Consider the following 20,375-nt stretch of genomic DNA (forward strand, 5'->3'; position numbering starts at 1 on the left):
ACGGGCGGCGGAGCCGCCTACAGCCAGAAGCGCATCAGGTAGTTGCCGTACTGCGCCCAGATCTCCGGCACCCCGGACAGCCCGAACAGCCAGTAGATGGCGTCGAAGAACGCCCGGTTGATGAACGGCACGAACAGCAGCGCCACCAGGAACAGGATGCCCAGGCCCTTGTACTGGTCCAGGGCCCGCCGGGTCTGCGGCGAGAGGGATGGCTCCAGCACCCCGTACCCGTCCAGGCCCGGCACCGGCAGCAGGTTCAAGATCGTCGCCATCACCTGCAGGAAGGCCAGGAAGCTCAGGCCGTACCAGAAGACCCTGTGCTCGCTGCCGCTGCCGAACACGCGGATGACCACGAGCAGCACCACCGCCGCGGCCGCGTTCACCGCCGGGCCGGCCAGCGAGATCTGCCGCTGCACCCGGGCGGGCAGGCCCGCGGTGCGCAGGTAGACGGCGCCGCCCGGCAGCCCGATGCCGCCGAGCGCGATGAACAGCACCGGCAGCCCGATCGAGAGCAGCGGGTGGCTGTACTTGAGCGGGTTCAGCGTGAGATACCCGCGGGCCTCCACCTCGTCGTCCCCGTGCCGCCACGCGGTGTACGCGTGCCCGAACTCGTGCAGGCACACCGTCACCACCCAGCCCGCGATGACCAGCAGGAAGACGCCGAAGTGCGCGAGCGTGGAGCGCGGGGCGGCGTTCCAGGACAGCGCGCCGCCGAGGACGGCCAGCGCGAGGACGCCGAAGAACACCGGGCTCGGGCGTACCGCGACCCGTCGAGTGGGTGCGCCGGGAAAGGTCATCTGCCCAGTATCACCCGGCGACCGGCCGCGAGTTCGGGTGCGGGAGCGGGTGTCGGGGCGGCAGGATGGAGGTACCGAGGTCCGTACGGCGCGGAGGGACACGAGCGCGCCGCTGGTCGGTGAGGGGAGTGTGATGCCGGGACTAGGGGCGCGGCGATCACGCCTGCCGATGCTGCTGGCGGTCGGCGTCCTGCTGCTGGCCGGCTGCGCCGCGGCCACCGAGGTCGGTGCGCCGGTCACCCGGGCGCCGACCTCCGGGCCGCCGCTGCCGAGCGGCGCGGTGCTGCTCACCCCTGTCGATGGCCCGTCGCCGAGCATCGCGGCGCCCGCCCCGACGAGCTGCGACGCCACGGCCAGCCTGCGGCCGGGTCCGCCGACGACGCCCGGCGCCATGCCGCCCGGCGGCCCGCTGGCCGCGATTGCCGCCCGCGGCAGGCTGATCGTCGGACTCGACCAGTCCACCAACCTCTTCAGCTTCCGCGACCCCCGCACCGCCGCCGTCGTGGGGTTCGACGTCGACATCGCACGGGAGGTCGCGAGGGACATCTTCGGTGACCCGTCGAAGGTCGAGTTCCAGATCCGCGACTCCGTCGATCGCGAACCCGCGCTGCAGCAGCGCGCCGTGGACATCGTGATCAACGCAATGACCATCACCTGTGATCGGGCCGAGCGGATCGCCTTCTCGTCCGTCTACTTCCTTGCCCAGCAACGCATCCTGGTCACGAAGGGGTCGGGGATCGCGGGCGTCGACGACCTCGCGGGCAAGCGGGTGTGCTCCGTCACCAACACCACCTCCCTGGCCAACCTGCAGCGGCTCGCACCGGCCGCGACGGCCCTCGCCGTCAAGACGTGGGCGGACTGCCTGGTGACCCTGCAGCAACGCCAGGTGGACGCCGTGACCACCGACGACTCCCTGCTCGCCGGCCTCGCCGCCCAGGACCCTTACCTCGAGATCGTTGGCGGCAGCCTGGAGCCGGAACCGTACGGGATCGGTGTCAACCGAGACGACGTCGAGCTCATCCGTTTCGTCAACGCGACTCTCGAGCGGATCCGGTCGGACGGGACCTGGGCCGCCCTCCACGACCGCTGGCTCTCGGTCCTGGGCCCCGCGGGCGCGCCGCCGGCACCGGCCTACCGCGATTGACCCGAACCCACCCGCCTCAGCGGACGAGCAGCCAGTCCTGCGGATGCCGGTAGAAGCTGCACCGCTTCAGCGAACGCGGCGTTGTGACGCCGTCGCGGGTGACGACCGCCGCGGTCGACCCCGTTTGGACGGCGCGGGCGGGCGTCCACTTCGGGCCGAGGAACCCCCAGCCGCGGGCTGCGCTGGCCCGGACACCCGGTGCCTCCAGGGTGGGCGCGACCCGCAGCGACCGGACGGTCCCGGAGAACAGTCGCGTCGAGTCCGCGTAGGTCTCACCGACGAGGTCGCCGCCGTCGGGCCCGGTGATGGTGGCGAGGCCGACCAGCGCCGTGCCCGAGTCGTCCCGAACCAGCGGCAGCGCCGCGGCCCTGCCCAGCACCGCGAGGTCGGCGGCGGGGGAGCCGGTCGGGAGTCGGTACAGCCGGGTCGCGGCCGTGCGGGTCGCGGTGACGTAGGCCAGCTCGACGTGCAGGCGCTCGCTGCGCATCAACCGGGTCAGCGCCGCGGCAAGGGCCGCGTCCTCGCCGACCACGATCAGCCGGGGCACGGACGCGGACTGCGTGCCCAGTTCGTCCAGCCGGGGGAGCAGCTCGTCGAAGTCCGGCTTGGCGGGTACCGCGGGCGCGCCGACCGTGGTGAGTTCCGCCAACCGCGGCGGGATCCGCGCGTCACCGCAGGCGAGCACAATGCTGGTCAAGGTTCTGCTCCCCGGTTCGGGCCGGTCGGCTGCCCGCTCGGCGGCCGGCCGACCGAATGTCACATTCGTACAACCTGACGATACGAATGTGACATTCGGTCAACCAAACCGGGCACACACGCATAACGAGTAGCGCACTACTCGTGCCTTCTGCGCACGACGGCCATAGCGTCGAGGTGAGCCGCCCAACCGACCGGAGATCACCATGCAGATCACGATGTCGACGTCCCGCGAGCACCCCGACACCCTCGCGCGCACCATCCGGTTCTGCAGGTCAGGCCTCGTCGCCGCGGCGGCTGAGCTGTTCGGTGAGGCCGACGAGGGACGCTCCGGGGACCTCGACGCGGCCAACCGCCTGCTCGACCTCGGGATCGGTCAGATGTGCACCCCGTCCGGACTGAACTCCCGGCGGTTCCAGGTGCAGCCGCGCGGCCTGCGGGTCGGCAGGGCGAGGGCGGACCGGCTCGTCACGCGGTCCGAGACCCTGCGATTCACGGTGGACCTCGCGCCGGGCTACGGGCCGGATTCGTGGGACGAGGACCTGGCGGTGACCTGGTTCAACCTGGCCACCCTCGAGGGCGGGTCGCACCCGCTGGATCAGTTCGCCGTCGAGAACCTGCCGGACCCGGCCGCCCGCTCGACGCTGGTGCATGCCGGGCACGGGGTGGTCGTCGCCGCGATAGACGGATCCGACGCCGAGGAGGGCGCCGCTCGTCGACCCGGTTTCGTCCTCCTCGGGGAGTGAGGGCGGCCGCGCCAACTGTGCGCGATCCGTACCCCCGATCGGGGTACCGATCATTCACGGGCGCGGAGCGCGCCGAACAGGCCGTCCTTCTCGTCCTCCGGGCCTGCGGTGAAGTACAGCGCGTTGCTGTCGCCGAGGGCCTCGCCGTTGCCGAACAGCAGCCCCCACAGACCCTCGACGGCCAGCGGATCGCCCGCCTCATCACGCAGGTAGTCCACGAATTCGCCGGTGCCGTCGTCGAAGGCCAGGATGCGCCCGGCCCCGCCGAAGTTGCCGACCAGCAGCTTCCCGCTGAGCGCACCGAAATCGGACGGGGCGAGGGCGACGCCCCACGGGGCATTGAGCCTGCCCTGGTCGTCGAGCACCCGGACCAGCGCACCCGCGGCGTCGAACTCGGCGAGCTTGCCCCGGTCCGGCCTGTCGGCGGCCGCCGCCTCCTGCTCGGCGTCGAGCGAATCCTCTTCGCCCGCATCGAATTCCGTCGTGGGTCCGCCCTCGGGGGACTTGGTGGTGGCGTACGCGACGAACACCCGGTCGCCGAGCGCGGTGATGTTGAACGGTGCGGGGTCACCGGGGCGCGGCTGCCTGCCGCGGTCCGGGTTCGCCGGATCCACCAGGTCGCCCGTGGCGAAGGGGTTCGCGAACCCCTCGGTGGGTACCGGCCGCCATTGCTTGTCGAACTGCCTGATCTGGGGTGCGGCACCGAAGTCGGCCGCCCACAGGGTGTCGTCGCCGCCGGGCTCGAGCGCGATGCCGAAGAAGGCCATGCCCTGGTCGCCGCCGTCGAACATGTCCTTGGCCGGGCCGTCGTGGCGCACGATCTGGCCGTCGGTGCCCTGCTCCGTCCAGCCCGAGAGGTGCCCGGAGTCGGTGGCGAACAGGAAGCGCGACGACCCGCTGAGCAACTGTTCCTGCCCGTCGACCTGCACGGGTTGCCCGGTGACCGCGAAGCTGTCCGAGGTGAGCGGAGCGGGGTTGAAGATCACGCCGGTGGTTTTGCCGATGCCCGCGTCCGAGGTGTCCGCGTCGGCGCCGGGCACGGTGACCTCGCGAAGGCCGTCCTGGTGCAGTTGTCGCAGCGCCGGGTCCGGGGAGGCCGTCACGTCCCCGACGAACTCGAAGGACGTGCCACCCGCGCCCACCCAGAAGTGGCCGCCCGCTCCCTTGGGCCGGATCGCCACGCCCCAGGCGTTGACCATCGACGGGAGGGTGAAGGGTGCGCCGTACTGTTCGCCGGTCGCGGCCAGGTTCGACTGCACATAGTGGTTGCCCGAGAGCGGCTCGAGGGAGTTGGTCGAGGTCGACGACGTGCACGAGGCCGTCAACGCCAGTGCGGCCCCGAGCGCCAAGGCGCACGTCGATCTGGTCCCGATCCATCGCGTTGTCATCACGCTGCCCCTCTCGGATTGTTCTGGCGCCTGCCCGGCAAGGATCGCCAGGATGATTAGCCTTGCCTAACCTTAAACTCCTGTCAATTGGGCGGCCGCCAATTGGGCAATCGTCCAACAATGGCGCTCTGAGTCCCGACGCATTTGGTCGTTCGTCCAGTAATCCAAATGCTGGGATCTGTCGCTCGAATTCGGTCGGCGGAGTTTATGCGAGGTGCCGTTACAGTTACTCGGAGAAGGCGATACCAGGATTCACCGATACTTAGAAATGCCTCCTGGCCTGGTCGAACGGAATTGTTCCCAGTCAGCGGTATGCGTTCCCGCGCTGCCGAACGGCGTCACTAATCTCCGCACCGTCGCATTGTGATGAAGGTAATTGCGTGCGATTAATGAACGTAATTCCCGCGCGCACCCGTCTTCGCTGTCCGGGTGGGTCGCGGATCACGAATTCACACAGGAGGATCAATGGCGTCTGCCACCACCATCCGCGTGGTCACCATGAGTGAGCTGCCCGGCCTCGCCGGTACCAGGCTCGGGTCGTCGGACATGGTCGAGATCCCGCAGGACCGAATCGACCGGTTCGCCGAGGCGACCGGTGACCGTCAATGGATCCATGTGGACCCGGAACGGGCCAAGGACGGTCCGTTCGGGACGACGATCGCGCACGGTTACCTGACGCTGTCGCTGGCGGTCGAGCTGTTCTGGGGCATCCTCGACGTCACCGACTGCGAGCAGGTCCTCAACTACGGACTCAACAAGGTTCGGTTCCCGGCGCCGCTGCCCGTCGGCTCGCGGGTCGGGGCGACCGCCGACCTGCTGACCGTGGAGCCGTGCAGCGGCGGTTACCAGCTCGCCGTGCGGCTCACGTTCGAGGCGGACGGGGTCCCTCGGCCGGTATGCGTCGCCGAGATGCTGCTGCGGTACTACGGGGGCTCCGTTGCTTGAGAATCTGCCGCGGACCCTCGCGGCCAAGGTGGATCCGCTCGGCTGGTCGGGCGCCACGGCGGCGGTCGCGGGTCGCGCACTGAAGAATCCGAGTGCGGTGGCGGCGGCCACCGGCCAGTGGGCATCGCGGATGGCCCGGATTCCGGCGGCGTCCGTGCAGGTCCTGGGGGAGTCCGAGGTGACGCCCCCGATGCCGCTCAACCCACAGGATCGACGGTTCGACAACGCCGCGTGGCAGGGCAATCCGGCATTCTTCGCGCTGCAGCAGTCGTACCTCGCCACGTCGGCGCTCGTCGACGACCTCGTCTCGGCCGGGGCCGGGGACCCGCTCGAGGACGGCAAGGCGCGCCAACTCGCCCATCTGCTCGCCGACCTCTGCGCGCCGACGAATATCCCGGCCACCAACCCGGCCGTGCTCGTCCGGGCATTCGAGACCGGGGGAGCCAGCATGGTTCGCGGGGCCCGGCTCGCGGCCCATGACCTGCTCCGCCGCGGCGGGCGTCCGATGAAAGTGGACCGAGACGCCTTCGTGCTCGGGACGAATCTCGCGGCGACGCCGGGCAAGGTGGTGTACCGCAATGAACTGATCGAGCTCATCCAGTACGAGCCGCAGACCGCGACGGTCCACGAAACGCCCATCCTGATCAATCCCCCGTGGATCAACAAGTACTACATCGCGGACCTGGCGCCCGGGCGCAGCCTCGTCGAATGGGCGCTCGGGCAGGGCCGGTCGGTGTTCGCCATCTCGTACCGCAACCCGGACGAGTCGATGCGCGATGCGACCCTCGACGACTATCTGCAGGGCGGCCCCCGGGCTGCGGTCGACGTGGTCGCCGAGATCTGCGGGTCCGAGCGGGTCGATCTCGTGGCGATCTGCGCAGGCGGGGCGCTCGGCGCGATGCTGGCGGCCTACCTGACGGCGGGCGGGGAGGACCGGATCGGCACGCTCACTCTGATCAACACCCTGCTCGACTACAGCGAGCCGGGCGAGATGGGGCTCATGACCGACCTCCCGACGGTGGAGCGGGCCGAGATCCGGATCGGCAAGAGCGGGTTCCTGTCCGGCCAGGACCTGGGCGATACCTTCGACATGCTCCGGGCCAATGACCTGATCTTCAACTATTGGGTCAGCAGGTGGATGCAGGGTGAGCGGCCGAGCGCCTTCGACATCCTGGCGTGGAACGAGGACTCCATCAGGATCCCCGGCGCCATGCACTGCGACTACCTGCGTGCGTTGTACGGCGCCAACCAGTTGGCCGCCGGCCAGATCGTGATGGGGGACCGCACCCTGTCGCTGAGCGACGTCGGTTGTGACACCTACGTGGTCGGCGCGATCAACGACCACATCGTGCCGTGGGAATCCTCCTACGCCACGGTGGGACTGATGGGTGGCGACGTGCGATTCGCGCTGTCCAACGGCGGGCACATCGCCGGCATCGTGAACCCGCCGGGAGCTCGTACTTGGTACGAGGTGGTCGGCGACCCGGGTACCGGCGAACGTCCGGGGCTGCCTGCCGGTGCGAGCGCCTGGCGCGAACTGGCGGCTCGCCATCGGGGTTCCTGGTGGGAGGACTGGGCGGCGTGGTCCTCGGCCAGGGCAGGCGATCGGCGGAAGCCGCCCCGGGTCGGGAGCGCTCGGCATCCCGTGCTTGGCGACGCCCCTGGCACCTACGTCCGTGAATGAGGGTCACCGCGCCGCCGCCGAAAGGCGCGTTAGCAATGATAGTGCTAACGTGCTAACTGCATGTCCATCCGACAACAGGAGACAACCATGACCGCGCAGAAGACCACGCCCGTCAGTGAGGCGGCCACCACCGCCGCGGCCGATGGTGCCGCCGCCTTCGTCAAGGCGGCCGAGGAGAACGCCGGCCGCTTCCTCGCCCTGAACGAGAAGTTCGTCGACACCGCGAAGCGGACCGGTGCGCTCAATCTCGACACCTACGAGTCCGGGCTCACCGATCTGCTCGCGATGGAGGAGAGGATCGGCGGCGCCACCAGGCTGGACTGGGTGAACACGCTGACCAAGGCGCACACGTCATACGTCAAGGAGTTCAGTTCGGCGGCAACGGCACTCGCGCGCGAAGTCCTGAAGTCCTGAAGTGACCGGCGACGCGGTGTGAAGTCAGGCGCGCCCGGCACGGTCATCTCCGACCGTGCCGGGCGCTCGCTAGTGCCGGGGCCGGTCGTGGAATCAGCAGCGGCGGATCAGTCGGCTCGCGCGCCGCGTCGTCGCTTGGCCCTGGTGACCTCGCGGAACGTCTCGTACATCTCCTCGAGGGCCAGCCGCTGCGCCCTTGTCAGATCCGGATCCCGGCGGATGTGGCGCACCATCTCCGGCAGGTCCTCGGGTTCATCGCGACGCGCCTCCGCCGTCAGGACATCCGCGGACAGGTGGAGCTGCTCCGCGATCGCCTCGAGCACGCGGTCGCTCGGTTCCCGGAGATTGCGTTCGATCTGCGACAGGTACGGATTCGAGATCCCGACCAGCGCTGCCAGCTGTCGCATCGGGAGCTCCGCCAGTTCCCGCTGCCGTCTGATGATCTCGCCCAGGGTGGGGTGGCGCGGTCCATCGCTGGTCATGACGCAAGAGTAGATGCTCGTCCCGGCGTCAAAATGGTCCCATCGACGTCGATCCGGTGATGCGCGGCCGGTTCGGCTCCCCGGCTGGACTAAACTGTCCTTTCGGCCACTGTCCCTGGACGGCTGGCCTCTGCGCTGCGATGCACAGATGCCCGTCAACCGTAGGAGTCAACGTCATGCCGGCAATCGTCCTGATCGGAGCCCAGTGGGGCGACGAGGGCAAGGGCAAAGCTACCGATCTACTGGGCGGACGCCTGCAGTGGGTGGTGCGCTACCAGGGCGGCAACAACGCGGGACACACCGTCGTCCTGCCGAACGGCGACAAGTTCGCGTTGCACCTGATCCCGTCGGGCATCCTCACCCCGGGCGTGACCAACGTGATCGGCAACGGCGTCGTGGTCGACCCGGGTGTGCTGCTGACCGAGCTCGCGGGCCTCGAGGAGCGCAACGTCGACACCAGCCGACTGCTGCTCTCGGCCGATGCGCACCTGATCATGCCGTACCACGTGGCCATCGATAAGGTCACCGAGCGCTTCCTCGGAGCCAAGAAGATCGGCACCACCGGCCGTGGCATCGGCCCCTGCTACCAGGACAAGATCGCCCGCGTCGGCGTGCGTGTCGCGGACGTCCTGGACGAGAAGATCCTCACCCAGAAGGTCGAGGCCGCCCTGGAGTACAAGAACCAGGTCCTGGTCAAGATCTACAACCGCAAGGCCCTCGACGCGCAGCAGGTCGTGGACGAGGTCCTCGGTCAGGCAGAGGGCTTCAAGCACCGCATCGCCGACACCCGCCTGCAGCTGAACCGGGCGCTCGAGGCCGGCGAGACCGTTCTGCTCGAGGGATCGCAGGGGACGCTGCTCGACGTCGACCACGGCACCTACCCCTTCGTGACCTCGTCCAACCCCACCTCGGGTGGCGCGTCGGTGGGCTCGGGCATCGGACCCACCAAGATCACCACCGTCCTGGGCATCCTCAAGGCCTACACCACCCGCGTCGGCTCGGGCCCGTTCCCGACCGAGCTGTTCGACAACCACGGCGAGTACCTGGCCAAGCAGGGCGGCGAGGTCGGCGTCACCACCGGTCGCGCGCGCCGCACCGGCTGGTTCGACGCCGTGATCGCCCGGTACGCCACGCGGGTCAACGGCATCACCGACTACTTCCTCACCAAGCTCGACGTGCTGAGCAGCCTCGACACCATCCCGATCTGCGTCGCCTACGAGGTGGACGGGGTGCGCGTCGACGAAATGCCGATGTCGCAGACCGACATTCATCACGCCAAGCCCATCTACGAGGAGATGCCGGGCTGGTGGGAGGACATCTCGCACTGCCGCACCTTCGAGGAGCTGCCGGTCAACGCGCAGAACTACGTGTTGCGGCTCGAGGAGCTCTCGGGTGCGTTCATCTCCTGCATCGGCGTCGGCCCCGGCCGCGACGAGACCATCGTCCGCCGCGAGGTGCTGCGGTAGGACCAGCGGCGGGCGTGTCGGCCGACGAAAAGGCCGGGCCCCCGGACGATCCGGATAGGGTTTCGGCATGAATCGAATCGGTTGTGCCGGTGTGCTGGCGGTGACTTTGGCGTTGGCTGGGTGCTCGTCCGACGCCGGGGATTCCGCCGGCTCGGCGGCGTCCTCCTCGCCCGCGGCGTCCTCCTCCGGGGCGGCGGAAACGCCCGTCACCACTCCCTCTCCGCTGGTTACGCCTGCGCCCGCATCGCACGCCGAGAACTACACAGTGGTGCCGGGTGACACCCTCTCGGGCATCGCGGCCCGGTTCGGCATCCCGATCGGCGCGCTGATGGAGCGCAACGGCCTCACCATGGACTCCGTGATCCATCCGGGCCAGGTGCTCAACGTGTCCGGGATGCCGGCCCCGGGTAACGGCGGTAACCCGCCTCCGCCGCCGGTGAACCAGCCTGGCACCAAGACGTACGTCGTGCAGCCGGGCGACGGACTGTCCGATGTGGCGCTGCGCTTCGGCGGTGACATCGGGGAGATCATGCGGCTCAACGGTTTCGCGGTCGCCGACGCGACGATCCACCCTGGTCAGGTGCTGATCGTGCCGGACAAGCCGGGCGTCGGCCCGTACTTCCCCGGCAACGGCGGTAACCCGCCCCCGCCGCCGGTGACCCCGCCCGGCACCAAGACGTACGTCGTGGAACCGGGCGGCAGCTTGTCCGATGTGGCGTTGCGGTTCGGCGGTGACATCGGGGAGATCCTGCGGCTCAACGGCTTTGCGAGCGTGGACACCGTGATCCACCCGGGTCAGGTGCTGATCGTGCCGGACAAGCCGGGTGTCGGCCCGTACTTCCCCGGCAACGGCGGCAACCCGCCCCCGCCGATCTCGGACGTCAACTGCGGACAGTTCAACATCGGCTCGACCCCGTTCAATCTGATCGCCGTGAACACGCCCGCGGGCCGGATCGGCTGCGGCGAGGCCTTCAACGTCATGGAGGGGTTCGTCGCGACGCCGGGTGCGCCCGGGCAGCCCGCGAACATCCGGGGCTGGGACTGCCATCCGCGCGAGAACAACTTCCCCGAGTGCACCAAGGACGGGCTGATGATGTTCGGCACGCCGTAGCCAGGCCGGCTGTGCCATCACGTCGTCGGTGACGGGGTGTTGGGATCCTCGGGTCCCGACACCCCGTTTTCGCTACCCACGGACCTTCCGTAACGCCCCCGCTGGCCGAGCACGCGGGTACGCTGCGTGAATCGCGGTTCTCCCGACTCGGCTCGTGAGGTGCAGAATGCGTACTGACTCAAGCGTTCGCAAGACCGGACTGGTTCTCGCCGTGTGTCTGGGCGTGGCGGTCGCCGGATGCAGCAGCGACGACAGCGCCGACAGTGCCGACAGCTCCGGCACCTTCTACGGGCAGTCGACGGACATCGGGAACGGGTCCGCCCGAACGTTCGTCGCGCTCGACGCCGAGGGGAATCCCTCCGAGGTGGGAATCCGGCTCACCGAGGCGGCCCTCGACGGCCTGCCCGAGCATCAGGGCAAGCCCGCCGAGGTCTTCACGCTGGAGTTCCCGGAACAGGTGTCCGGCACTCCGTTCGAGTTCGCGACGCTCGACTGGAACAACCACGGACACGAGCCTGCCGGACTGTTCGACAAGCCGCACTTCGATTCGCACTACTTCATGATGGACGAGGAGAAGGTCGCGGCCATCGTGCCGTCGGACCCGGACTTTGCGGCGAAGGCAGCGAAACTGCCCGAGCCGCAATATGTCCCGAAGGACTATGTGCCTGCTCCGGTACCCGCGGTCCCGCAGATGGGAGCGCACTGGGTCGATTCCACCGCGGGCCTGGCACCGGGCGCGGACTTCACCCAGGTATTCATCAACGGGTCATGGGACGGCGAGTACAACTTCCTGGAGCCGATGATGACCCGGGACTGGCTGCTGACCAAGCCGAGTCTCACTGAGGACATCAAGCAGCCGCAGGCCTATCAGAAATCGGGCTACTACCCGACCGTCTACAGCGTCGCGTTCGACGATGAGGCGGACGAGTACGTCTTCACGCTCGGCGGGATGACGCACCGGGACGAATCCTGATGCCAGGGAAGGGCGTCGGTTCGCGTCGAGGCTAGAAGAGCGTCGGCTCGTCGAAACCGGGCGCGCGCTCGATCGTCAGCAGCGCCCGCTTGGTGACCGCGCCTCCGTGCGCGGAGAAGCCGCCGGTCTTCCCGCCCGCGGCCAGCACTCGATGGCAGGGGACCAGGATCGGAATCGGGTTGCGCCCCAACGCCTGCCCGACGGCCTGTGCGGCGTCGGGGCTGCCGATCCTGGCGGCGACCTCCCCGTAGGTGAGCGTCGACCCGGGTTCGATCGCCCGGGTCACAGCGTAGACCCGGCCGTCGAAATCGGGCACCGCACGCAGGTCGAGTCGCACGTCGGACAGGGAATCGGGCGCGCCCCCGAGCAGCGCGATGACGCCGTCGATCGCACGCCGGGCATCGGGGCTCGAAAGGGGGTCCCGCTCGGTGGCATCGGGGAAGAGTTGCGCAATCCGTTCGCGGGTCAGCTCATCGGAACCCTCGGGCAACTGAAAACCCACGATCCCGCGCTCGCCCCACACCACCGCGCACCGACCGATCGGGGTGTCGAAGAGGGCGAATCCGAGTGAGCTCACGGGCCCATTATGCGTCAGGTCCACCCGGCTCCGACCGCAGCTAATCGTAGGTACCAGTCCAGTTGTCGCCAACTGGACTGGTATGGCGATCGGCTAGTGGTGGGGCGCGATCTTGCCTGCGACGATGACCTCGTGCCGCGAGGTGACGGCCTGCAGGTCGCGGTAGGCGCGGGCCGCGTCTCGCTCCGCGGGTAGGCGCCCGGCCAGCGGTGCAGCAGGCCGGAACTGGTCGAGATGGAAGACTCGGGCGCCGTTCGATCGACGCGCCGCGATGAACAGGCCCACGGTGCCGAGGCCAAGGACGGTGAGGATCAGGGCTGCGAACATGTCCCCATCCTGTGCCCAACTGGTATTGCAATAAACATCCACTTTGCGAATACTGGACTGCATGGAAACGACGGGGCTGGGTTCATGAGAGTGATGGGTTCATGAGAGTGATGGGCGCGACCACCTTGGCCCGCGATCTCGGGCAGTGGGATCCCAACAAGCGGCAGGACGGCGACTCCGAGGGGCGGCGCCGAATCGCCCGGCCGGCCTATCGGGCACTCGCGGACAGCGTGCGACTGCTGGTCGCCGACGGTCGGATCCCGCTCGGGGTGGCGCTGCCCAGCGAACGCGACCTGGCCGCCGTCCTCGAGTTGAGCCGGACGACCATCACCTCCGCCTACTCGGTGCTCCGTGACGAGGGGTACCTCATCAGCAGGCAGGGCTCGCGCAGTACGGTCGCGCTGCCGGAGCTCGGCGCATCGGGTAAAGGATTGCGCGACAAGGGGTTCAGTGGAGAGAGTGGCGGGCCGGTCGTCGACCTGACGTGTGCCGCGATGTCCGCCCCCGCGGCGCCTGTGCAGCGGGCGTTCGCCGAGGGGCTCGAGGCGCTGCCCGCGTACCTGGGCGGACACGGCCTGGAACCGGTCGGGCTGCCGGTGCTGCGGGAGGCCATCGCCGAGCGGTATCGCGCGCGCGGACTACCGACGTCCCCCGACCAGATCATGGTCACCGCCGGCGCCCAGCACGCACTGGTCCTGGTGCTGGGTCTGCTGGCCGCGCCCGGCGAGCGCGTCCTGATCGATCACCCGACCTATACGAACGCGATCGAGGCGATCAAGCGGACCGGCGCCCGCCCGGTGCCGGTCGCGCTCCGGCAGGAGACGCGGGGCTGGGACCTGGACGGGATCCGCTCCGCCGCCCGGCAGACCGCGGCCAAGCTGGCATATCTGGTCCCCGACTTCCACAACCCGACCGGCTTCTGCCTCGACGACCAGGGCCGGGCCGAGCTGGTCGCGATCGCCCGGGACACCCGGATGACGCTGATCATCGACGAGACGATGGCCGACCTCGGGCTCGACGCACCCACCCCGACGCCGGTCGCGGCCTTCGCGCGCGGCGCCGCCCGCGCGGAGATCGTCACCATCGGCTCGACCTCCAAAGCCTTCTGGTCCGGGCTGCGGATCGGCTGGATCCGGGCCGAGCCGTCGCTGATCAGCGCGCTGGTCGCCGCCAGGTCCGCGCTCGACCTGGGCACGGCGGTGCTCGAGCAGCTGGCGGCGGTGGCGATGTTCGAGGCCGCCGACGAGGTGCTGCCGGAGCGTCGCGAGCAGCTGCGCAGGCAACGCGGCGCGCTGCTCGACGCCGTCGCGGCCGAACTGCCCGACTGGCAGTGCACGCCCGGCAGCGGTGGCATGGCGCTGTGGATGCAGCTGCCGGGGCCGATGTCGACAGCGCTCGCAGCCACGTCGCCTTACCACGGGGTGCTGCTCGCGGCCGGTCCGCGCTTCGGTCTCGAGGGCGCGTTCGAGCGGTACGTCCGACTGCCCTACGCCCGCAGCGAGGAGGATCTCCGGACCGCGGTGACGGGGATCGCCGCGGCGTATCGAGCACTCTCCGGTGGCGCCGAGCTGCCGCGTCCCGCCCTGGTGATCTGAGGGCGAACGGGTAGTCGCCTACGCGTGCCTGCCGGCCTGGTCGTGGCTACCGTTCGGATGGGGGACTCCTCCGAACAGAGGTGCATCATGCGTCTACGCAACTGTCCGATCGCATTGGCAGGCGCACTTGCCGCGGCGGCCGCCTTTGCGGCTCCGGCGGTCGGGGCTGAGCCGCCGACCACGCCCGCCGACCTGAACGCTGCCATGGCCGTCCTGATCGCGCGCGGCGCGGCAGCGGACGATCCGTCACTTGCCGCTGCGCGCGCCCTGATCGGGATGGGCGCCGGCCACGTCGGCACCGCGCCCGCCGCGGATCCGGATCCGTTTGCCGCGTTGAGGTTCGACCTGGCGCCGCTGTCGCCGACCTGCGGTGCCGGTCGGGCACTGGCCGGGCGGACCGGCGGCATCGGCGACGCGTATCTCGCGGTCTGGCTCGAACAGCCGCCCGCGAGCAAGCCGATCCCACCGGTCAGCGACATGCGGATCGTGTGGTTCAACCTGGTCACCCTGCGCGGCGGCACCGGAGTCCTGGACGACTGGGCCGACGCGAACGCTCCGGATCGGTTGCCGGTGGGTGTGCCGGTGCTCGGCGGCGCGGTGGTGACCGGATACAACCCCACGGTCGTCGGTCTGTACGGGACGGCTCGCAACACCGTCGATACGTGCACCTATGTGCCGGGGTTCAAGATGATCGGCGACTCACCGCGCTGATTCCCCGAGCAGCCTGGAAACGCCGAACGGGGCCCGCACCGATGATCGGTTTGGGCCCCGTTCTGACCGGAACGTGTCAGCGCCAGAGTCCGTCGATGGCCGTGGCCTCGGTGGCGGGCGGGGTCGGCAGATCCGGCTCGGTCCGCGAGAACCGCGGCGCGGGCCGGTGCTGGGTGACCTTGTCGAGCTCGACGAGGGAACCGCGCGCCGCGATGTGCGCGTTGTCGGGTGCCTCGGCGAACGTCAGGACCGGGGTGGTGCACGCGTCGGTGCCGTCGAAGATCGCGGCCCACTCGTCGCGGGTCTTGGACAGGAAGCGCTCGGCGAACACCTTGCGCAGCTCCGGCCAGGCGGTCTTGTCGTTCTGGGCGGGCAGCTCGGCGGGATCGAGCTCGAGTCCCTGGAGCAGCACGGCGTAGAACTGGTGCTCGATCGCGCCGACGGCCATGTACTTGCCGTCCGCGGTCTCGTAGGTGTCGTAGTAGGGGGCGCCGGTGTCGAGCATGTTCACGCCGCGCTCGTCCGACCAGAGGCCCGTGCCGCGGAAGCTCCAGATCATGTGCGAGAGGGCCAGCGTGCCGTCGACCATCGCGGCGTCCACGACCTGCCCCTTGCCGGAATTCTGCCGCTCGACGAGGGCGGCGAGGATGCCGAACACCAGGAACATCGAACCGCCACCGAAGTCGCCGACCATGTTCAGCGGCGGCACCGGGCGCTCGCCCTGGCGTCCGATCGCGTGCAGCACGCCGGTCAGGGAGATGTAGTTGATGTCGTGGCCGGCGGACTGCGCGAGCGGTCCCTCCTGGCCCCAGCCGGTCATCCGGCCGTAGACGAGGCGCGGGTTGCGCTCGAGGGCCGCGTCGGGTCCGAGCCCCATCCGCTCGGTGACGCCGGGACGGAAGCCCTCGATCAGCACGTCGGCACGCTCGAGCAGGCCGAGAACCGCCTCGATGTCGGCGGGATCCTTGAGATTCGCCTCCACGATGCGACGACCGCGCTGGGTCTGGTCGTGCGGCTGCTCGGCGCTCGGGATCATCCCGGCGCGCTGAACCCGGACGACGTCGGCGCCGAGGTCGGCGAGCAGCAGGGCGGCGTGCGGGCCGGGCCCGATGCCCGCCAGTTCGACCACGCGGACACCCGCGAGCGGCCCCTTCTTCACGTCTTCTGCGGACACGATTCTCCTCGTTGTGGGGACTCGGTGTGACTTGACTTAACAGACGTTAACCCGTGGGGGCGGGGGTGTGTGCCGCGGGTCACTCGTCCGATAGGTCTTGCCTGTTCGCGACCGGCCGAGCAGAGTGGGGCCATGGCCTTCCCCGGTCGACTCGTGGCGTTCGCGCCCAGCACGGATCTCGACGTCTCGGCGATGTTCTATGTGGACACGCTGGGGCTCACCGTCACCGAGCGGACGCCGTTCGCGCTGGTGCTCGACGGCGGGAACGGCGTCGAACTCCGGGTCACCCTTGTCCAGTCGAAGGAAGACACCGGGTACACGGTGCTCGGTTGGCAGATGGACGACCTGAACGGGGCGGTCGAGGAACTGCGGACCAAGGGCGTGGAGTTCAGCCGGTATCCGGGCCTGGATCAGGACGAGCACGACGCCTGGACGGGCCCGGACGGCACCCGGATCGCCTGGTTCCGTGACCCGCACGCGAATGTGTTGTCGCTGCACCAGGTCCCGTAGAGCCGGCGGCCTTCGTCACGGCATCTCGACATTCAACCGTCGGGCGCGCCGCCTCGGTCCGCGGTCCTGCGATTCCACGATCGCCGCAGCGGTAGCCGCGATCGTCGCGTCACTGTCGTGGGTCAGCCGGGTGAGCGCCCTCCGCGCCGCAGCGCCGGGAATCTCCGCCAGCGCCTGCGTGATCCGCAACCGCGTCGGCGAATCGTCCGCGTTGTCGAGTGTGTCCTGCATGGCCCCGACCACGTCGGCCGAGGGGGAGACCTCCGTCAGCAGGCCCAACACCTCCGCGGCCTCGACGTCGCGCAGACCGTCGACAACCATCTCGAGCAGGGCGGGCATCGCGTCGATGCTCCCCCGCGAGCCGAGCGCGAGGGCGGCGCGTCCTCGGACCGCGGCGTCCGCATCATCGAGAGCTCGGCTCAGAAGTGCCGTTGCCTCCTCGGTGTGCACCGCCGCAATCGCGGCAACGGCGCGGCGCCGGACGTCGGCCGCCTCCGAGTCGAGACCGACGGCGAGCGCCTTGAGTCCCTGGCCTGCCGCCCGCGCCAACGACCATCGCAGCGCCCCGGCCACGTTGGCGTCGTCTTCCGCGAGTGCGGCCTCGACCAGTGCGTCGACGGGCAGCGAGGCCGTCCCGTCCTGAGAGAGGACCGCCTGTTGACGGCGGGCGGCGGACTCCGATTCGAGCGCGCGGAGCAGGGTGACGATGCGGAGGACGTCCTCCCACTCGGCTGGGGCCGCGGCGTCGACGCGTCCGAGCGTGGTGAGCAGTTCCTCCTCGGCCGCGATTCGCAGGCGCGTGTGCCGGATGAGGTCTCCCACCAGGTCGGCCGGTGCGAAGTCGGCCTCGTCCAGCGCGCGCTTGGCCTCGCTCAACGACAGCCCCAGGGTCCTCAGGCTCTCGACGTGGAAGAGGCGTCGGATGTCGTCGGCGGAGTACTCGCGGTAGCCGCCCGACGTGCGGTCCGTGGGCTTCACCAGTCCCAACGTGTCGTAGTGGCGCAACATCCGCGTACTGACACCGGAGTGCCGCGAGACCTCACCGATCAACATCTCGTCTCCTCCCGCTAGGTGTCCGGACCGGTGACCGCGACGCGCTTCGCCATCTCGAGCGAGAGGGTGAAGCCGCTGTCGGGGTCGTGGCAGAGCTGCGTCGTGGCCTCGGCATGCGCCCGAACGCGTGGATCGGGACTCGCCCCTGCCGCGTCGAGGACCGGCAGGACGGTCTCTCCGAGCCCCGCAAGCGCGCGGCTCAGACTGAGCTGCATGTGGTGGTCACCCCGTCCGAGTTCGGTCGCAAGAGCGGCCGCGAGCGCGGCCTCCTCACCGGGCGGCACGAGTGCCGCCGCCGCCCGCCACGCGCTGCGTGCGACCTCGTCGTGCTGGTCACGTAGCAGCGCCGACACCGCGGGCCAGGCGAGCCGATCCCCGATCTTGGACAGGGTGTGCAGAGCCTGACTGCGGGCTTGCGCGGTGTCGGACCCGAGCTCGTTGACCAGCCTCGGAACCGTCAGCTCGGCCGGCAGGCGGCACAACGCCCAGGTCAGCATGTCGCGGACGAAGAAATCCGGTTCGACGGCACACCGGGCGACGAGGGTTTCGGTGAGACCGGGATCGCGACCAGTGCCCGCAGCGAGCGCCGCCCGCAGCCGGCTCGACGGGTCGGCCGCGGCCAGAGCGTCGGTGAGGTGAGCATTCGGGCCACCGCGGTTGGTTGTGTTCACGACAACCACCTCCTTCGCCGACCATCCGACACCTTGTCACAGTGTCAGGGTCAAGCGTCGGTGTCAGGAGGTCAGACGAGCTGCCCGGCGACGAACCCGGCCAGCAGCACCGCGAAGCCGCCCATCTCGCCCACGATCAGCGCGATCATCGCCAGCCGCAGCCCAGCGTCCTGGTGCGCGAACTGGTTGGTGGTGTCCCGCCTGGCGCCGTGCGCGATGTAGCTCGCGATCGCGGCGACGAAGAAGAACACCACTACCGCGGCCGCCGTCAGGTTCACCCACGTCGGCCAGGCGCTGAGCTCGACGAACACGGCGATCAGCAGGGTGGCGAAGGAGTACATCAGCGCGGCCCGGTGCGCGATGTCCACGTACGGGTGCGCGAGATGATTCTCGGACAGTGCCATCTGCCGGTACTTCCACACGCCGAGGCCGAGCGCGAGCAGGAAGATCAGCCCCGCGGCGAGCAGCGTCAGCGTGGTGTCGATCCCCAGGTCCATCCGGTCATTGTGGCGTGCGCCGACGGGCCCGCGAACTCCGGTCTGGCACAGTGTCGCCCGTGAGTGTCGGTGTTGAGGTCCTGATCGGTCTGGCGATCGTCGTGGGTCTGGTGGGGATCGTGCTGCCGATCCTGCCGGGTGCGTTGCTGATCCTGGGGGCCATCGCGGTGTGGGCGGTCCTCGAGGGCACCGGTACCGGGTGGGCGGTGTTCGCCGCGGCGGCCGTGCTGCTGGTGGTGTCGGGCGTCATCAAGTACACCTGGCCCGGCCGCAAGATGCGCGACGCAGGCGTGCCCAAGCGCTCGCTGGTCGCGGGCGCGCTGCTCGGCATCGTCGGGTTCTTCGTGATCCCGATCGTCGGGCTGCTGATCGGGTTCCTGCTCGGCACCTACCTGGCGGAGGTGTACCGGCATCGCGCGCACGCCGACGCGTGGCGCTCGACCGTGCACGCGACGAAGGCCGTCGGGCTGTCGATCCTGGTGGAGTTGCTGGGTGCGCTGCTGGCCGCCGGGATCTGGCTGGCCGCGGCGATCTTCGCGTAGCGCACTGTGCGCGATCCGTACCCGCATAGGGGTACAAAGCGCGCACGGGCGTTAGCGCAAATACCAGGCGCGGGCGTTGCCGCCGAGCACCGCCTCGAGGTCGTCACCCACCGCGTCCGCGACGATGTCCAGGTCGGCGGCCTCGAAGGCACGCCTGGCCCTGGTCCCGGGCAGGTCGGTGCCGAACATCAGCGACTCCGGGTTGACGGCGTGGATGCGGCGCAGCGCGTCGCCGACGTCGTCGATGGTGGCCCGGCCGAAGCCGGTCGCCTTCACCTTGACGCCGCGGTCGACCAGGTTCAGCAGGTAGGGCAGGCCCTTGGTGGACATGCCGAGGTGGTCGATGCTCAGCGCGGGCAGCTTCTTGAACACCGGCTCCAGGGACAGCAGCAGCGCCGCGTCCACGTAGAACTCGGCGTGCCAACCGACGAGGTCCCAGGCCCGTTGCGCCTGCATGGCCAGCAGCCTCAGGTCCGTGGCGCTGCGCCGCAGGTTGAAGCGCAGGGCCCGCACGCCTGCCTGGTCGAGCGCGATGATGTCCTCGTCGGTGGCGTCCTCGGCGAGCTGGGTCACGCCCACCCATCCGGGGCCGAGTTCCTCCAGCGCGGCGACCAGGTAGGCCTGGTCGGTTCCCTGGTACGACGCAGTCACCACCGCGCCGCCGTCCACGCCGAAGCCGTCGACCCGCGCCCGGTAGTCGGCGATGGTGAACGGTTCCGGCAGGTAGCCGTCGTTCTCCACCAGCGGGAACCGGGGGTCGATGATGTGAACGTGGGCGTCAAACACTGTAAGAGCATGCCTTGTCGGTGAGACAGGTGTGGCGGTGTGGGGGGGGGGGGGGGGGGCGAGGGCACCACCAACAAATAGACAAA

General features: G+C 69.6%; 23 protein-coding genes. 12 read left to right on the plus strand and 11 right to left on the minus strand.

The window, feature by feature from the left end:
* Nucleotides 1–17 precede the first annotated feature (17 nt).
* Nucleotides 18–797: a site-2 protease family protein gene (locus ACFXMV_RS14565; RefSeq protein ID WP_378499142.1), complete on the minus strand. Its 780-nt coding sequence runs from the start codon at nt 795–797 to the stop codon at nt 18–20.
* Between the two features lie 133 nt (nt 798–930).
* On the opposite strand from ACFXMV_RS14565, the gene ACFXMV_RS14570 reads away from it, so the two are divergent.
* Entirely contained in the window at nt 931–1,941 is a 1,011-nt protein-coding gene (locus ACFXMV_RS14570; protein WP_378499141.1) for a transporter substrate-binding domain-containing protein, read from the plus strand.
* A 16-nt stretch (nt 1,942–1,957) separates the two neighbouring features.
* Here the strand turns inward: ACFXMV_RS14570 and ACFXMV_RS14575 are convergent, their stop codons facing one another.
* A complete protein-coding gene (locus ACFXMV_RS14575; protein WP_378499140.1) occupies nt 1,958–2,638 on the minus strand; it encodes a hypothetical protein in 681 nt (226 codons plus the stop codon).
* A gap of 205 nt (nt 2,639–2,843) precedes the next feature.
* Between ACFXMV_RS14575 and ACFXMV_RS14580 the strand changes: the two genes are divergently transcribed.
* The gene (locus tag ACFXMV_RS14580; protein ID WP_378499139.1) at nt 2,844–3,383 is read left to right on the plus strand and encodes a hypothetical protein; all 540 of its coding nucleotides are present in this window, start codon (nt 2,844–2,846) and stop codon (nt 3,381–3,383) included.
* Nucleotides 3,384–3,433: 50 nt separating this feature from the next.
* Here the strand turns inward: ACFXMV_RS14580 and ACFXMV_RS14585 are convergent, their stop codons facing one another.
* Entirely contained in the window at nt 3,434–4,771 is a 1,338-nt protein-coding gene (locus tag ACFXMV_RS14585; protein ID WP_378499138.1) for a TIGR03118 family protein, read from the minus strand.
* A gap of 465 nt (nt 4,772–5,236) precedes the next feature.
* On the opposite strand from ACFXMV_RS14585, the gene ACFXMV_RS14590 reads away from it, so the two are divergent.
* The 3 genes from ACFXMV_RS14590 to ACFXMV_RS14600 all read left to right on the plus strand — a co-directional run bounded on the left by ACFXMV_RS14590 (nt 5,237) and on the right by ACFXMV_RS14600 (nt 7,814).
* The gene (locus ACFXMV_RS14590) at nt 5,237–5,716 is read left to right on the plus strand and encodes a MaoC family dehydratase (protein WP_378499137.1); all 480 of its coding nucleotides are present in this window, start codon (nt 5,237–5,239) and stop codon (nt 5,714–5,716) included.
* Nucleotides 5,709–7,400, plus strand: coding sequence for a PHA/PHB synthase family protein (locus ACFXMV_RS14595; protein WP_378499136.1), 1,692 nt, complete (start codon nt 5,709–5,711; stop codon nt 7,398–7,400). The genes ACFXMV_RS14590 and ACFXMV_RS14595 overlap by 8 nt, the downstream gene beginning before the upstream one ends.
* A gap of 87 nt (nt 7,401–7,487) precedes the next feature.
* Nucleotides 7,488–7,814: a hypothetical protein gene (locus tag ACFXMV_RS14600; protein WP_378499135.1), complete on the plus strand. Its 327-nt coding sequence runs from the start codon at nt 7,488–7,490 to the stop codon at nt 7,812–7,814.
* 107 nt (nt 7,815–7,921) lie between these two features.
* On the opposite strand, the gene ACFXMV_RS14605 is transcribed toward ACFXMV_RS14600, so the two are convergent.
* A complete protein-coding gene (locus ACFXMV_RS14605) occupies nt 7,922–8,296 on the minus strand; it encodes a helix-turn-helix domain-containing protein (protein ID WP_378499134.1) in 375 nt (124 codons plus the stop codon).
* 176 nt (nt 8,297–8,472) lie between these two features.
* Between ACFXMV_RS14605 and ACFXMV_RS14610 the strand changes: the two genes are divergently transcribed.
* The 3 genes from ACFXMV_RS14610 (at nt 8,473) to ACFXMV_RS14620 (ending at nt 11,846) form a co-directional block, all read left to right on the plus strand.
* Nucleotides 8,473–9,762 carry an adenylosuccinate synthase gene (locus ACFXMV_RS14610; protein WP_378503375.1) on the plus strand — a complete coding sequence of 430 codons (1,290 nt, stop codon included), beginning with the start codon at nt 8,473–8,475 and terminating at the stop codon, nt 9,760–9,762.
* A gap of 67 nt (nt 9,763–9,829) precedes the next feature.
* On the plus strand, nt 9,830–10,873 hold the full coding sequence (locus tag ACFXMV_RS14615; RefSeq protein WP_378503376.1) for a LysM peptidoglycan-binding domain-containing protein: 1,044 nt from the start codon (nt 9,830–9,832) through the stop codon (nt 10,871–10,873).
* 166 nt (nt 10,874–11,039) lie between these two features.
* Complete coding sequence (locus tag ACFXMV_RS14620) at nt 11,040–11,846, plus strand: DUF5602 domain-containing protein (protein WP_378503377.1); 807 nt, start codon at nt 11,040–11,042, stop codon at nt 11,844–11,846.
* A gap of 31 nt (nt 11,847–11,877) precedes the next feature.
* On the opposite strand, the gene ACFXMV_RS14625 is transcribed toward ACFXMV_RS14620, so the two are convergent.
* The gene (locus ACFXMV_RS14625; RefSeq protein WP_378500642.1) at nt 11,878–12,423 is read right to left on the minus strand and encodes a methylated-DNA--[protein]-cysteine S-methyltransferase; all 546 of its coding nucleotides are present in this window, start codon (nt 12,421–12,423) and stop codon (nt 11,878–11,880) included.
* 93 nt (nt 12,424–12,516) lie between these two features.
* Nucleotides 12,517–12,750 carry a hypothetical protein gene (locus ACFXMV_RS14630; RefSeq protein ID WP_378500643.1) on the minus strand — a complete coding sequence of 78 codons (234 nt, stop codon included), beginning with the start codon at nt 12,748–12,750 and terminating at the stop codon, nt 12,517–12,519.
* Nucleotides 12,751–12,851: 101 nt separating this feature from the next.
* Between ACFXMV_RS14630 and ACFXMV_RS14635 the strand changes: the two genes are divergently transcribed.
* Both ACFXMV_RS14635 and ACFXMV_RS14640 read left to right on the plus strand, forming a co-directional pair.
* Nucleotides 12,852–14,345 (plus strand): PLP-dependent aminotransferase family protein, encoded by a 1,494-nt coding sequence (locus ACFXMV_RS14635; protein WP_378500644.1) that lies wholly within the window; start codon nt 12,852–12,854, stop codon nt 14,343–14,345.
* Nucleotides 14,346–14,432: 87 nt separating this feature from the next.
* Nucleotides 14,433–15,056 (plus strand): hypothetical protein, encoded by a 624-nt coding sequence (locus tag ACFXMV_RS14640; protein WP_378500645.1) that lies wholly within the window; start codon nt 14,433–14,435, stop codon nt 15,054–15,056.
* 76 nt (nt 15,057–15,132) lie between these two features.
* On the opposite strand, the gene ACFXMV_RS14645 is transcribed toward ACFXMV_RS14640, so the two are convergent.
* Nucleotides 15,133–16,230 carry a CaiB/BaiF CoA transferase family protein gene (locus ACFXMV_RS14645; protein WP_378500646.1) on the minus strand — a complete coding sequence of 366 codons (1,098 nt, stop codon included), beginning with the start codon at nt 16,228–16,230 and terminating at the stop codon, nt 15,133–15,135.
* Between the two features lie 132 nt (nt 16,231–16,362).
* Here ACFXMV_RS14645 and ACFXMV_RS14650 point away from each other — a divergent pair, with 132 nt between their 5' ends.
* Nucleotides 16,363–16,740, plus strand: coding sequence for a VOC family protein (locus ACFXMV_RS14650; protein ID WP_378500647.1), 378 nt, complete (start codon nt 16,363–16,365; stop codon nt 16,738–16,740).
* 15 nt (nt 16,741–16,755) lie between these two features.
* On the opposite strand, the gene ACFXMV_RS14655 is transcribed toward ACFXMV_RS14650, so the two are convergent.
* From ACFXMV_RS14655 to ACFXMV_RS14665, 3 genes are all read right to left on the minus strand, one after another.
* Entirely contained in the window at nt 16,756–17,793 is a 1,038-nt protein-coding gene (locus ACFXMV_RS14655; protein ID WP_378500648.1) for a MerR family transcriptional regulator, read from the minus strand.
* 14 nt (nt 17,794–17,807) lie between these two features.
* The gene (locus ACFXMV_RS14660; protein ID WP_378503378.1) at nt 17,808–18,473 is read right to left on the minus strand and encodes a HEAT repeat domain-containing protein; all 666 of its coding nucleotides are present in this window, start codon (nt 18,471–18,473) and stop codon (nt 17,808–17,810) included.
* 62 nt (nt 18,474–18,535) lie between these two features.
* Nucleotides 18,536–18,961, minus strand: a complete 426-nt coding sequence (locus ACFXMV_RS14665) for a hypothetical protein (RefSeq protein ID WP_378502265.1) — start codon at nt 18,959–18,961, stop codon at nt 18,536–18,538.
* Nucleotides 18,962–19,020: 59 nt separating this feature from the next.
* On the opposite strand from ACFXMV_RS14665, the gene ACFXMV_RS14670 reads away from it, so the two are divergent.
* Entirely contained in the window at nt 19,021–19,503 is a 483-nt protein-coding gene (locus ACFXMV_RS14670; protein ID WP_378502266.1) for a DUF456 domain-containing protein, read from the plus strand.
* 51 nt (nt 19,504–19,554) lie between these two features.
* On the opposite strand, the gene ACFXMV_RS14675 is transcribed toward ACFXMV_RS14670, so the two are convergent.
* Entirely contained in the window at nt 19,555–20,289 is a 735-nt protein-coding gene (locus ACFXMV_RS14675) for an amidohydrolase family protein (RefSeq protein ID WP_378502267.1), read from the minus strand.
* Nucleotides 20,290–20,375: the final 86 nt, after the last annotated feature.

Source organism: Rhodococcus sp. NPDC059179, from assembly GCF_042754885.1.
In the GTDB taxonomy this organism is placed as follows: Bacteria; Actinomycetota; Actinomycetes; order Mycobacteriales; family Mycobacteriaceae; genus Rhodococcus_G.